The organism is Streptomyces aureocirculatus (assembly GCF_000720475.1).
Lineage (GTDB): Bacteria > Actinomycetota > Actinomycetes > Streptomycetales > Streptomycetaceae > Streptomyces > Streptomyces aureocirculatus.
The window spans coordinates 116,444-128,719 of the sequence record NZ_JOAP01000022.1; the positions used below are offsets into that span (position 1 = coordinate 116,444).

The window sequence follows — 12,276 nt, forward strand, 5'->3', positions numbered from 1 at the left end:
CACACTGTCTTGACAGGGAGTCATCATGAGCAAGTTCGCAGGCAAGAAGGCCGTCGTCACCGGCGGCACGCACGGTATGGGCCTGGCCATCGTCAAGGCGCTCCTGGACGGCGGGGCCGAGGTGGTCCTCACAGGTCGCAACGAGAAGAACATCGAGGAGGCGCGGACGGAGCTGAAGTCGGACTCCGCGCACGTCGTCCGCTCCGACGCCGCGAGCATGGCCGACATCCGGGCCCTCGCGGACACCGTCCAGGAGAAGCTCGGGCGGGTCGACTATCTCTTCGTCAATCACGGCATCGCGGAGGTACAGACCCTCGATGAGGTCACCGAGGATGCCTGGGACCGGGCCTTCGCGGTGAACACCAAGGGTGCCTTCTTCACCGTGCAGAGCCTGTCGCCGCTCCTCAACGACGGCGGCGCGATCGTCTTCACCACGGTCGCCAACGACCTGATCTTCCCCGGTCTGAGCGCCTACTCCGGTTCGAAGGAGGCGGTGCGTGCGGTCGCCCATGTCCTCGCGGCCGAGTTCCTGCCCCGCCAGATCCGCGTGAACCTCGTGGCTCCCGGCTACATCAAGACTCCCACCATGGGCGTCGTCGGGCTGAGCGATGAGGAGCGCCGCGAGTTCGAGGAGCAGGGCAGCCAGACCACCCCGCTCAGGCGCAACGGCACGGTCGAAGAGGTCGCCGCGGCCGCCCTGTTCCTCGCCGCGGACGCCACCTTCAGCACCAACGTCGAGTTCCCGGTCGACGGCGGCTTCGCCCAGGGTCTCAGCGGCGCCCACTGATCCTGTGGCGGCCGTCCCCGCCCGGCCGTCGCACCATCAAGCCCGCCGCCTCGTCTCCGAGCGAGGCGGCGAGCCCCCCCTCGAACAGTGCAGCGGAGACTCCCGGTCGTTGAGCGCGGGGCGTGGAGGGGGTGGTGGAGGGGCCCACGCAGAGGGCCTCTCCGGCCGGGTCGAGGGGCTGTTCGGGCTCGTCTGCGGTGCTCGCCACGGGGCGCTCCTGCGCGGTGGGGCGGGCCTGTCCCGCCATTCACCTCGTACAGGTGTGGAATTCGGGCTTCGTGTGACGCCGGTCTTGAAGAACCCCTCCGTCGTGACCGCATCGTGCTCAATCCGGGGGGGAGCTTTCCGAGTCACTCCATTGCACCGCGGAGGATCTCTACGGTTTCCAGGTCGAGTTCGCTGGCCGGCCCGTCCAGATGCAGCTTCTGTTACACATTCAAGGCGAGCGTCTCGTCCGCGGCCAGGCCTTCCAGCGCTGCCGCGACGAATCCCCCGGCGACGCCGGCCAGGGCGTGGCTCATCGCCTCCGGTAGTCGTTTCTGATCTGGCCGGGTCCGGGTCCGGGGCTCCTGGGGATCGTTGGTTGGGTATGACTGTGTGCGATTCGCAAGTGGCCTTGCTGTGTGCCGGGTTCCGGCATCTGGCGCAGGCGGAGCCGCAGCGGGCGATGGCGATGGTGCAGGAGCTCGTGCTCGGGCTGCATGCCGGGGCACGCATGCGGCAGAACCGGCGGTCGCGGCCGGGCAGGGCCGGCGGGAGGCAGGCAGGGCCCTGCGGCTCCTCGATGACGCCGGGATCTTGATCGGGCAGGCCGCAGCGTTGCTCCTGGGCCTGCCGCAGCCGATCGTGCCGCCGAACTGGAGATGGTTGCCCAAGCTCTGGCTGAGGAGCTGTTTGCGATCCCTGTGCCCGGGAGAGACTTCTTTCCGTCCGATATCGGCGGGGCGGCCACGTGATCGCCCCACCGGATTGAGACGGCGGCGCCGGGCAGATGGAGCAGATGGGTGCCTTTCTCGCGTTGGCTTCTGCGGTCTGCTACGGCTTCGTCGACTTCGCCGGCGGGCTGCTGTCCCGTCGGGTCCACTTCGCCGTGGTCACCTTCCTCGGACAGTTCGGAGGCCTGCTGCTCGCGCTTGCAGCCGCTCTCCTGTTACCGGCCGACGCGGTCCGGCCGCCTGATGTGATGTGGGGAATGCTCTCCGGTGCGGGCAGCGCCACGGCCATGCATTTCCTCAATCGCGGTCTGAGCCGCGGTGCCATGAGCGTGGTGATACCCGTGAGCGCCGTCACCGGGGTGGCCCTGTCCGTGCTGTGTGGGGTGTTCTTCCTGGGCGACCGGCCCACACCACTGGCCTGGCTGGGCATCTCTGTCACCGTGCCCGCTCTGTGGCTCGTCTCCGTCGGCGGAACCAGCCGCGGAGACAGCGGAGGGACGAAGTCCGGGCCGGTACCGGCAGATGGTCTGGTCGCCAGCCTGGGAGTAGCCGTGCAATATATCGGCCTCGCCCAGGCGGATCCGGCGAGTGGCCTCTGGCCCGTGGCCGTCGGCCGCCTCGCCGCGGTGCTGCTCCTGCTGCCGGCCACCTGGCGGCACACTGCCGAGTTCAGGCGCTCCGCCAGGTCGCTGGGCTGGGCGGTCCTGATCGGAGCGGGAGCCGCCCTCGGCCTCATCCTCTATCTGTGGGCCACCCGACTGCAGATGCTGGCCATCGCTGTCGTCCTGGCCTCTCTCTACCCGGCCGTCCCGACGGCCCTCGGGCTCGCGGTCCTGCGCGAAAAGGTCACCCGCGCACAGGCGGTGGGACTGGTGAGTTCGGCCGTCGCCGTCATCCTGCTCAGCCTGGGGTGAATGCCCCGCTCCGGCCTGGAGCCACACCATGCGACCCGGCTGGGTCGAAGACTCCCACTCAACCGGCCGGATTCGCCGACAGTGTCGCTTCAAGGCCGTGTGACTGAACCTCTCAGTCGGCGAGTTGAGAACCCATCTTCGAACTTGCTGAATTGATTCCGTCGCGACAGAGCCCAGCCCTCGCCGCGGTCGACTCCTACAAGGGGTGGCCGATGTACGCCACCGCCGACGCCCTCGCCCTGGACATCGAGCTGGTGCGCCGCATCGTCACCGAGCGCCAGGACTGGCTGGCGGCGAGCCTGCCGAGGGACGCGGCCGCCGAGCGGATCGGCTGGCACTGGCGGGACATCCTGCGCATGGGCACGGAGGGCCGCATCACCACGGGCCCCGGCGACCGGTACCTGATCACCGACCTTGACCGGCTCGCCGCCGAGGCCGACGGAGGCGCGACTGGAATCAGCCGACAGCGTTCCGCTGAGCGGAACACGTGCTTGCCTCTCGCTGATGGCTCCGGTCACGCTGCCACGGACAGGTTTCGAGCAGAGGAGACAGCCGTGCGCATACCGACCCGCCGTGTGGGGTTGCTGGGATCTCTGGGACTCTTGATCGGCAGTCTTGCCTTCACGACGTCGGCGTCAGCCGATCCGGCACCCAGGGCCGCGAAGGCCGACGCCGGGGTCTCGATCGTCGCGATGAAAAACAATAGGTGTCTGGAGGTACGGGACGGCAACACCGGCAACGGAGCGATGGTGACCACGTGGGACTGCCACGGCGGCGCCTCAGAGCGCTGGGCGTGGCGCAACGACCAGCTAGTCAGTGACGTGTCGGGCAAGTGTCTGGACATCGTCGCGGCAAACCGCGACAGGGGGGCTGGTGTCAACATGTGGACCTGTCACGGCGGGCCAGCCCAGCAGTGGCGCACGGACGGGTCTCGGATCGTAAGCAAACTGAGCGGTTTGTGCCTGGAGCTGTCCCTGGGCAATCCCCACCCGGGCGCAGCCATCCAGACGTACGAGTGCAACAACAGCAACGCCCAGGACTGGCGCATCGGCTGAACGGCCATGGGTTTGCGGTTCGGCATCCCAGGGGTGCCGAACCGCTGCCGGAACCCGTCTCGGTACCTGGAAATCGGAGGTTCCGAGACGGGTTCTGAGCGTTGCGGTCGGTGAGCAAGCCGGTCTCGCCCCGACACGGGGGCTCCCGCCGCCCCGATCGACCGGGACGCCACAGCCCACCCGGGGGGCGGCGCAGGAGTACCCGAGGTTCACGTGCCGGGGTGTGGTCAAGGCTCGGTGTCAGGAACGGGCGAGGACGCAGAACTCATGACCCTCCGGGTCGGTAAGACACGTCCACGGGACGTCGCCCTGGCCGACGTCGAGGTCGGCTGCGCCGAGGGCCCGCAGCCGGGCGACCTCCGCTGCTTTGTCGTCACCAGCATCCGGCACCAGGTCAAGATGGACGCGGTCCGGCACAGTCTTCACGTCGGGCGAGCGGAGGAACTCAAGATAGGGGCCGACACCCTTGGCCGAACGCCACACCGCATGGTGGTCGCTCACCCCGTGCAGGGTCCAGTCCATCGCCTCATCCCAGAACCGGGCCATGGCCCGCGGATCCGCGCAGTCGACCACCACCCGGGCGATCGGCCCGATGCCCCGGTACATCTCCCGAGGTTCCAGCACGCAGAACTCATTGCCCTCCGGGTCGGCCATGACCGTCCACGGCACATCGCCCTGGCCCACGTGGGCGGGCGTCGCACCGAGAGCTTCAAGGCGCGCGACCAACTCCGCCTGATGGGCAGCGGAGGTGGTGGCGAGATCGACGTGCACACGATTCTTTGTTGCCGTCTTGGGTTCCGGGACAGCAACGACGTCAACGCATACGCCGACCGGGTCCAGCCAATCGAAGCCGACGGGTTTGACGGCGGTCGCGCCCGATCCCTCGCCGGTAGCACTCCAGCCGAGCGCCTGCGCCCAGAACCGGCCGACCGCCGAGTCGTCAAGAGCCTTTATGTTCACCAGGACAGGTCGCAGTGTCATGCCGGCGATCCTATGCACCCGCTTTGCGACGACTCCCACGCCGCCCAGCTCACCCAAACCCTCGGCACAGCCCGCTCAAGTCGCCGACTCGCACGCTCACTCGCCAACTGAAGCGCTCACTACGGGCCGGGGGCAAGGAACTTGTGCCGGCCGGGCCCACAGCTCGATGTCGGGCCGTTCCGCGGTGGTGGAAGTCCCGGTGGCCGTCCCCGGGTTCCGCAGGACGAAACCGCCGCGCAGGGACTGCGGCGCGGTGGGCGGGTCCTCAGCCAGGTCGAGCCACTCGTTGGTGGCCACCGGTTTGAACCGCCCCCCGGGGATCAGCTCCCGCCAGGCGGCGACCTTGCGCCCGAGGGCTTCGGTGCCCGCGATGGAGTTCGGTGAGCCCGGGTGGACCAGCCAGCCGTCGGCGTGTTCGGCGATCCACTCCGGCTTCTGCTGCGAGGACCCGGTGACCAGCCGCGGGATCCGGCCGGTGACGGTTTGGGCAGTACATCGAGGCCGCCGCCCCTGCGGCCGAGCGCGGAGGAGATACGGGGGCCGGTGCTCTGTGTCAGCTCGCGGAACCGGTGAAAGGTCTCCCGGTAGCGTTCTGCGCGTGCGGAGTGGTCGATGCCGTAGGCGGGAAACTCCGAGCCCCGGTCACCCGACGCCGCCCCCAGGACCAGGCGCCCGCCGCTGAGCTGGTCGATGGACGCGCTCTGCTTGGCCAGGTCGATGGGGTGACGCAGGGGGAAGACCGCGCTGCCCGCCGCCAGGGAGAGCCGCCGGGTGTGCGCGGCCAGCCAGGCGAGGTAGGTCCAGGGGTCATAGACCTGGCCGACGTCCCCGAACCCGGGGTCGGACAGCGGGACATCGCGTACCCACAGTGCCGATCACGGTGACGTGTCGGCACGTTTGATCACCTCTGCCTGGCCGGTCATGGCCTTCATGTCCGGTCTCCCGCAGGTACAGGCCGCCGCGCTGGCCTGCACCGTCCTGTCGACCCTTGAAGGTGCCGAGCTGCTCAGCCGCGTCACCAGTGACGACGCGCCGCTGCGCCTGGCCGCGGAGCACCTCGCCGTCCTGGTTCGCGCGGGGCTGTGAGGTGCACCGCTCCTCGGTTCTTCCGCCCGGCGACGACGTCCGTGATCTTTTTACGCTCGCGCCGTACGGGCACGTACCGTTGGACCAGGCCATACGAGTGTTCTGGCAGCGCGGATACGCGGACGCCTCGCTCGATGCCCTCGGTTCCGCCACCGGTCTCGGCCGCGGCTGCCTCTACGGCACCTTCGGCACCAAGGACGCCCTGTTCCGCCAGTGCCTCGACCGCTACGCGTCGGTCTACGGCGCTCAGTACGAGCAGGCACTGACGGCACACCCCGGCGATGCGGTACGTGCGGCCGAGGCATTCTTCGACGTCGTCCTGAGCCGCATCGCCGACCCGGCGGTCCCCGCGGGATGCCTCATCGCACAGTCCGCCGCGCGTGGCCCGGCTCGCATGCACGACGGTGGCGGACACCCTCAGGGTGAAGGGGGGGCTGACCCGAAACCGGCCGGAGCCGTTGTCCGGGGTCAGCGAGGGGTGAGGAGGCAGAACTCGTTGCCCTCCGGGTCGGCAAGTACCGTCCAGGAGATCGCGGACTGGTCGATGCCGGGGTCGGTGGCGCCCAGGGCGCGGAGCCGGGCTTCCTCTGCCGCAAGGTCGTCACCGGGGTAGGGGCAGACGTCGAGGTGGACGCGGTTCCACACGCTCTTGGTGTCGGGGGTGCGCAGGAACTCCAGGTAGGGGCCGACGCCTTTGGCGGAGCGCATGGTCGCCTGGTCGTCGGTGACCTCGAGCAGCGTCCAGTCCATCGCCTGGTCCCAGAACCGGGCCATCCCCCGTGGGTCGGCGCAGTCGACCACCACCGCGGCGATCGGCCCGGTGTCCTGGTAGATCGGGCGGGGCTCCAGGACGCAGAACTCGTTGCCCTCCGGGTCGGCCATGACCGTCCAGGGGACATCGCCCTGACCCACGTCGGCGAGCGTCGCGCCGAGATCCTTCAGGCGCGCGACCAACTCCGCCTGCTGGGCGGTAGAGGTGGTGGCCAGATCGAGGTGCACCCGGTTCTTCACTGTTTTGGGTTCCGGGCGGGCGATGATGTCGATGCAGACGGCCACGGGGTCGGGGTAGGCGAAACCCACGGGTTCGAGGTTGGTGACCCCGGGTCCCTCACTGTCGACACCCCAACCGAGTGCCTGCGCCCAGAACCGGCCGAGCGCGGAGTCGTCCTGGGCCTTCATGTTGATCTGCACGAGTCTTGTCGCCATGCCGCAGATCTTAGAAGCTGCCGCCGCGCCGCCGCGATCAGACAGGGGCTCGCCCCGGTACCGGGACCGGGGCAGGAGGTGGCCGGTCATGGCCCGGGCGCGGGCGGGCCGCCCGGCGGGGCGTGGGTGCGGCGGTAGGTGCGGGGGGTGGTGCCGGTGAGGGCGCGGAAGTGGTGGCGCAGGGCGGTGGGTGAGGTGAAGCCCGTCGCGTGCGCGATGGCCTCGACGGGTGTGTCCGTCTCCCGCAGCAGCCGCATCGCCTCGTGCAGGCGCGCACGCAGCACGTACTGGAGCGGGCTGAGCCCGGTGTGGGCGCGGAAGCGGCGCGTCACGCCGCTGGTGCTCGTGCGCGCGTGTGCGGCGATCTCGGGGAGCGTGAGCGGGAGGTGGAGGTGGGTGTCGATCCACCGCAGGGTGGGTTCGAGTCCCGTGCTCTCGGCGACCTCCCGGTCGATGGCCTCCTGGACGCTGTCCGCGTCCGCGTGCAGCGGCGTGATCAGTTCGCGTGACGTCTGTCCGGCGACCTGGCGGCCGTGGTCGCGGGCCAGCAGCCGCAGGCAGAGGTCCAGGCCCCCGAAGACTCCGGCGGCCGTGCAGAACGGCCCGTCCTCGAGGACCGTGCCGGCCGGATCGACGTCGATACGGGGGTAGAGCGCGGCCAGTTCCTCCACGTGCCGCCAGCCGGTCGTGGCCCGGCGTCCGTCCAGGAGGCCGGTGGCCGCGAGTGTGAACGTGCCGGTGCCGACGGCGGCGACGCGGCCTCCCCGGGCCGCCGCCGCACGCAGCGCGGCGAGGACGCCCTCGGGGGGCTGCCCGGCGCGGGAACCGTCGTGCCCGGGAACCAGTACGACGTCGGCGTCCGCCGTGCCTTCGAGGCCGTACGGCGGGCGGACGACGAGCGCCGGCCCCGGGCCGCCGGTCGCCCGGAACCCGGGTGCCGCGCAGATCCTGACCTCGTAGGACACCTCGGGGTACTCGCGGCAGGCGGTGCCGAAGACCAGGCCGGGCGTGGTGAGGTGATGGCCCGGGGCCCCGTCGAGGGCGAGGACGGCGATCACTGACATAGCGGGAATCCAACCATCCGCACGAGCCGGCCGACGTCAGCCGCCCTCGCCGTCCGTCAGCCACCCTCGCGGCCCGACAGCCGCCCTCGCTGTCCGCTGGCCGCCCTCGCAGTCCGACAGCCGCCCTCGCGGCCCGCCGGTCGGCCGCGCCTACGCCGGCCGGCGTCAGCCCCCCCCTCTCGCAGGGTTCGCCGGCCAGGCCGCGCCCAAGGAGGGTGTCGGCCGCGTGAGCCGTCGGTCAGCCGCCCTTGTGGATCGTCTTGTGGATCCAGCTCTTGAAGGCGGGCACGTTGGAGTAGAGTCCCGGCCCCGTCCCGCAGCCCTCGCGGAGGCTGCCAGGACCGGATGTGGCGCCGATCAGCTCCCAGCGGCCGTTCTTCGCGCGCTGGAGCTGCGGGCCGCCGGAGTCGCCGTTGCACGCCATGGCCTTCGGCTTCGGGCTGACGGTGCACAGCCGCGTCCTGCCCGCCCAGCCGGGGGCACACTCGCTCACCGCGCCCCTGCGCGTGTCCAGTTGCTGGAGGCGGTCGGGGAACTTCGCGTCCTCCAGTGACGGCGCCTCGACGACCGTGCCGTAGCCGAGGATGCGGGTGGGCGTGCCGACCGGGCCCGCCTTCTCGGCGATGCGGACGGGCTTTTGGGAGACGGGGCGGTCCAGGCGTATCAGCGCGAGGTCGTTCTTGTTGTGGGTCGTGCCCGTCATGTCCTGCACATAGCCGGGCGCGGTGACGATCTTGTCGATGTCGCGGACGGACCCGCCGGTCGTCCGGTGGTCGCTGCCGACGCGGATCTTGCCGGTCAGCGTGGCCAGCTCGGGGTTGACGCAGTGCGCGGCCGTGAGGACCCACCGGGGGTCGATCAGTGTCGCCCCGCACTGGGCGCCGTACTCCTTGACCGGCACCGTCGCCATGTACGGGTAGTGCTGCGTGGCGTCCTCGCCGTTGACGATGGCGCTCGCGCTGCCGGTCATCACCGTGACGCCCAGGAGCGCGGTCGCGCCGAGCGCCGCGGCGCCCCGGGCGAGCAGCCGGCGCGAGCCCTGCCGGGAGAGGTCGGCAGGGGCGGAAGAAGGGGTCCCGGGGGCGGGAGCGGTGTCCGTGGCGTGCATGAACGGGCCTTTCGCAAAAAGTGACGGAGCTGCGTGTGGGTGAGGCGTCTGTCCGCCTCCCTCCCACCGCTCTGCGATCATCCGTTGCGGGCGGCCCCCGCAAACAGCGGCTGCGATGTCACCCTGGGCTAAATTCTGGACATGTCAGTGATCGCCGTCCTCGCCCTCGACGGGGCCCCGGGGCACCAGCTCACCGCCCCCGGACTGGCCTTCGCCACGGCGGCCAGGCACCACCACCCGGTCGCGTACGAGGTGCGGGTCTGCGCGGGACCGGGGTTCAGCAGCACGGGCGGCCCCGCGCCCTTCGGCATCGAGGCGCCCTGGGGCATGGAGGGGCTCGACGACGCCGGCACGGTGCTGCTGTTGGGGCACGAGGGCTTCCGTGCCGCGCCGCCGCCCGCCGTCGTGGACGCCCTGCGGGCCGCGGCGGCGCGCGGGGCGCGCATCGGCGCCGTCGGCACCGGCACGTTCACGCTCGCGGCCACCGGCCTCCTGGACGGGCGCCGGGCGGCCACCAGCCGGCGGCACACGCGGGAACTGGCGCGACTGCACCCTCGTATCGACGTGGACCCCGAGGGTTCCGCAGTGGCCGACGGCCCCTTCCACAGCGCGGCCGGGGTACTCGGAGGCATCGACCTGTGTCTGCACCTGATCACCCTGGATCACGGGGATTCGGTGGCCATCGAGACGGAACGGCAGCTTTTCCTGCACCTGCACGCGGAGCCGGAGGACGCCGGCGGGGCGGCGCACGAGGCCGGTTCGGGGGCGGCCCGAGGTGCCCTCGCGAAGGCCGCGTCGGGGCCCGCTCGGGGTGGCACCGCGAAGGCCCGCTCGCGAGCGGCTCAGGGGGGCGCCGCGAAGCCCGGGGCGCGAGCCGCCCAGGCTGCCGCCGCCGAGGCCGCGTACAACGCCGTCACCCCGCCCGGCAGCAGCCTCGAACCGGTGACGCGGTGGATGCAGGCCCACCTCCACCACCCGCTCACCCTCGACGACATCGCGGGCCGGGCACGGCTCGGCGTGCGCAGCCTGACCCGCCGCTTCCGTGCCGAGACCGGGCTCACCCCGCTGCAGTACCTGCTCCGTATGCGGATCCAGCACGCCCAGCGGCTCCTGGAGCGCACCGACGACCCGGTGGAACGCATCGCGGCCCGCAGCGGCCTGGGCACCCCCGCCAACCTGCGCCACCACTTCCAGCGCTCCACCGGCACCAGCCCCACCATCTACCGCGCGGCGTTCCGCGCGCTGGTCTCCGGCATCACCTGGCCGGAACGCCCCGATCAGCCGTGATGGGGGACGAGGGCCGCTGAACTGTCCCGGTCGTCATGGCCTGTTGCGTCGTCGCACCCGGGAGGGGCTGGGCTGCCGCGTCCGCCGCGGAGGGCTCTTCTTCTTGGCCCCGGTTTCGCCCTTCCTGCCGGAGCGACGTCCGCGGAATTCATCGATGGTCACGTAGGCGACACCCAGGCCCAGGACCGCGCCCAGGACAGCCAGTACCTCACCCATGTCGTCCTTGGCGCTCTGCGCCGTGTGCGCGGTGGTCGTCCCGACGGAGACCCGCTCGACATAGGGCGGTTGTTCGAAGAGGACGTTGTCCGTGTCGCGGTGGTACGCCGTGACCGTGAGGGCGACCATCATCTGGCCCGTGCTGGAGGGCCTCACCATCCAGCGCCAGGTCGCTCGGTCATCGGGGGTGAGCACGTTCTGCCGCTCGGAGGAGAGCGCCGTGCACGTGGCGCCTGCACCTGAGCAGCGCAGCTTGACCCCGATCAGGGTGCCGACGAGCAGTTTGCCCGTACGCCGCTCGGCTTCCGCGCGCTCACCCTGCGATTGCGCGACCCGGAACCCCTCCACCTCAGCGCGCACTTCAAGTGACTGGCCCACCCGGGCCCCGCGCAGCGGGGTGTACCTGATCTCCCCCTGGAACATCTTCTTGCGGCTCTTGATGATCTCTTGTTGGTAGTGCGCCTGGCTGTCGGGGTCACTGTCGCTCGACCTGCTCCCGCAGGACGCTGCCAGCAAGCCGAGGAGTACGACGCCCACTGTTCGGACGGCCAGCCGACGCCTTCTGCTGTCTCGCCGGTTCGGAGTGTTTCCCGCTGTCATGTGATCGTCCATCGCTTACGGCGGAATCCAGGTTCAGCATCGGGAACGGCTCCCGCCCGGCACGGCGCTCCCCCGTGCTGGCATCGTGCCCTCAACTGGGGGCACACGCACCACGTTCACGCGAATTCGAGGAACACCGGCAGGCCGGAGCGTCCTGCACGGTTCACCGGATCCTGGCGGACATCGAGGACGAGGCGGAACGGTTCACCGTGATCAAGACGCCGCCGGGGGGCAAGGCCCGGTGGACACCGGATGCGGGACGACACTCCACTTCCCAGGCGGCGGCGTTCAGCCCTCTTCGCTCCCTTCACGTCATCCGGCACGTGACGCATTCTGCTATCCGATGTCAACCCAGGCACCATTAAAGGCAGTCGCCTCTTAATTCACTCCCACACACTCCCACATCAGAAGAGGATGCGGTCGAACATTCGTCGGTTTTTTGCTCAAGTATTCCAGCCGTCTTATTGCAGGCTGAAACTCCCCGTTGCGTCACAGCCTTTCCGGCTCATACGTTGACTCACCGAAATCCCGTCAACGCATCTCATGGGAGGGGCAACCGGTCATGGGTTTTGAAAGCGGCACGTACATGATCAAGTGCGCCGCGTACGCGGACCGCGTCCTGGACGTCTGCAATGGCTACGCCGCGCCCAACGTTCCGGTCATCGGCTGGCCCTGGCACAAGAGCGAGAACCAGGTCTGGGAAGTCACCCAGGCCTACGGTCCGGGCGACGTCGTCATCAAGTCGACCCTCGGCGATTACTTCCTGAACACCTCGTCAGAGCGCTCGTACCCGCCCAAGCTCGCTGTCCAGTCCTTCTACGTCGTGTGGCACATAGCCCCCATCGACGACAACACATTCCGTATCGGCTACCCCGGCACACACCAGGTCGTGACGCTGTCCAATGACGATCAGGGGACCCAGGCCGCCATCCAGGACGGCACCTTCGCTGCCTCACAGCGGTGGCTCCTGGAGCGTGTCTGACCGTCTGACCGCAACTTCCGCGTTTTCCGGCCCAGCTCCCGTTTCCCGGGAGTTG

At 70.1% G+C, this 12,276-nt stretch carries 15 protein-coding genes and 1 pseudogene; 8 read left to right on the forward strand and 8 right to left on the reverse strand.

Annotated elements, in window-relative coordinates; translation table 11 throughout:
* Positions 1–25: 25 nt before the first annotated feature.
* The gene (locus IG78_RS0121290; protein WP_030565584.1) at positions 26–787 is read left to right on the forward strand and encodes an SDR family oxidoreductase; all 762 of its coding nucleotides are present in this window, start codon (positions 26–28) and stop codon (positions 785–787) included.
* Here IG78_RS0121290 and IG78_RS0121295 read toward each other — a convergent pair.
* Positions 771–995: a hypothetical protein gene (locus tag IG78_RS0121295; RefSeq protein ID WP_157855840.1), complete on the reverse strand. Its 225-nt coding sequence runs from the start codon at positions 993–995 to the stop codon at positions 771–773. The two genes, IG78_RS0121290 and IG78_RS0121295, sit on opposite strands and share 17 nt — an antisense overlap.
* A gap of 792 nt (positions 996–1,787) precedes the next feature.
* On the opposite strand from IG78_RS0121295, the gene IG78_RS0121310 reads away from it, so the two are divergent.
* On the forward strand, positions 1,788–2,636 hold the full coding sequence (locus tag IG78_RS0121310; RefSeq protein ID WP_030565590.1) for an EamA family transporter: 849 nt from the start codon (positions 1,788–1,790) through the stop codon (positions 2,634–2,636).
* Positions 2,637–2,848: 212 nt separating this feature from the next.
* Entirely contained in the window at positions 2,849–3,691 is an 843-nt protein-coding gene (locus IG78_RS0121315) for an RICIN domain-containing protein (RefSeq protein ID WP_030565592.1), read from the forward strand.
* A 240-nt stretch (positions 3,692–3,931) separates the two neighbouring features.
* Here IG78_RS0121315 and IG78_RS0121320 read toward each other — a convergent pair whose 3' ends face one another.
* The 3 genes from IG78_RS0121320 to IG78_RS51490 all read right to left on the reverse strand — a co-directional run bounded on the left by IG78_RS0121320 (position 3,932) and on the right by IG78_RS51490 (position 5,541).
* Entirely contained in the window at positions 3,932–4,672 is a 741-nt protein-coding gene (locus tag IG78_RS0121320; protein WP_030565594.1) for a VOC family protein, read from the reverse strand.
* Between the two features lie 96 nt (positions 4,673–4,768).
* Complete coding sequence (locus IG78_RS51485; RefSeq protein ID WP_225882146.1) at positions 4,769–4,969, reverse strand: hypothetical protein; 201 nt, start codon at positions 4,967–4,969, stop codon at positions 4,769–4,771.
* Positions 4,970–4,992: 23 nt separating this feature from the next.
* Positions 4,993–5,541: an LLM class flavin-dependent oxidoreductase gene (locus IG78_RS51490; RefSeq protein WP_318657874.1), complete on the reverse strand. Its 549-nt coding sequence runs from the start codon at positions 5,539–5,541 to the stop codon at positions 4,993–4,995.
* Positions 5,542–5,557: 16 nt separating this feature from the next.
* On the opposite strand from IG78_RS51490, the gene IG78_RS49320 reads away from it, so the two are divergent.
* Together IG78_RS49320 and IG78_RS52730 are read left to right on the forward strand one after the other, a co-directional pair.
* Complete coding sequence (locus IG78_RS49320; RefSeq protein ID WP_169749706.1) at positions 5,558–5,758, forward strand: LmrA/YxaF family transcription factor; 201 nt, start codon at positions 5,558–5,560, stop codon at positions 5,756–5,758.
* A gap of 97 nt (positions 5,759–5,855) precedes the next feature.
* Positions 5,856–5,912: pseudogene (locus IG78_RS52730) on the forward strand (hypothetical protein); the annotation flags it as partial.
* A 314-nt stretch (positions 5,913–6,226) separates the two neighbouring features.
* On the opposite strand, the gene IG78_RS0121330 reads toward IG78_RS52730, so the two are convergent.
* From IG78_RS0121330 to IG78_RS0121340, 3 genes are all read right to left on the reverse strand, one after another.
* Positions 6,227–6,964: a VOC family protein gene (locus IG78_RS0121330; protein ID WP_030565598.1), complete on the reverse strand. Its 738-nt coding sequence runs from the start codon at positions 6,962–6,964 to the stop codon at positions 6,227–6,229.
* Positions 6,965–7,050: 86 nt separating this feature from the next.
* Positions 7,051–8,028 (reverse strand): GlxA family transcriptional regulator, encoded by a 978-nt coding sequence (locus IG78_RS0121335; protein WP_030565600.1) that lies wholly within the window; start codon positions 8,026–8,028, stop codon positions 7,051–7,053.
* 238 nt (positions 8,029–8,266) lie between these two features.
* Positions 8,267–9,136 (reverse strand): S1 family peptidase, encoded by an 870-nt coding sequence (locus IG78_RS0121340; protein ID WP_051852816.1) that lies wholly within the window; start codon positions 9,134–9,136, stop codon positions 8,267–8,269.
* Positions 9,137–9,277: 141 nt separating this feature from the next.
* On the opposite strand from IG78_RS0121340, the gene IG78_RS0121345 reads away from it, so the two are divergent.
* The gene (locus tag IG78_RS0121345; RefSeq protein ID WP_037685804.1) at positions 9,278–10,423 is read left to right on the forward strand and encodes a GlxA family transcriptional regulator; all 1,146 of its coding nucleotides are present in this window, start codon (positions 9,278–9,280) and stop codon (positions 10,421–10,423) included.
* 33 nt (positions 10,424–10,456) lie between these two features.
* On the opposite strand, the gene IG78_RS0121350 is transcribed toward IG78_RS0121345, so the two are convergent.
* Positions 10,457–11,155 (reverse strand): hypothetical protein, encoded by a 699-nt coding sequence (locus IG78_RS0121350; RefSeq protein ID WP_211267709.1) that lies wholly within the window; start codon positions 11,153–11,155, stop codon positions 10,457–10,459.
* A 158-nt stretch (positions 11,156–11,313) separates the two neighbouring features.
* Here IG78_RS0121350 and IG78_RS51500 point away from each other — a divergent pair, with 158 nt between their 5' ends.
* Positions 11,314–11,604, forward strand: coding sequence for a DUF6192 family protein (locus IG78_RS51500; RefSeq protein WP_225882147.1), 291 nt, complete (start codon positions 11,314–11,316; stop codon positions 11,602–11,604).
* A gap of 197 nt (positions 11,605–11,801) precedes the next feature.
* Positions 11,802–12,221, forward strand: coding sequence for an RICIN domain-containing protein (locus tag IG78_RS0121355; RefSeq protein ID WP_030565607.1), 420 nt, complete (start codon positions 11,802–11,804; stop codon positions 12,219–12,221).
* Positions 12,222–12,276 lie beyond the last annotated feature (55 nt).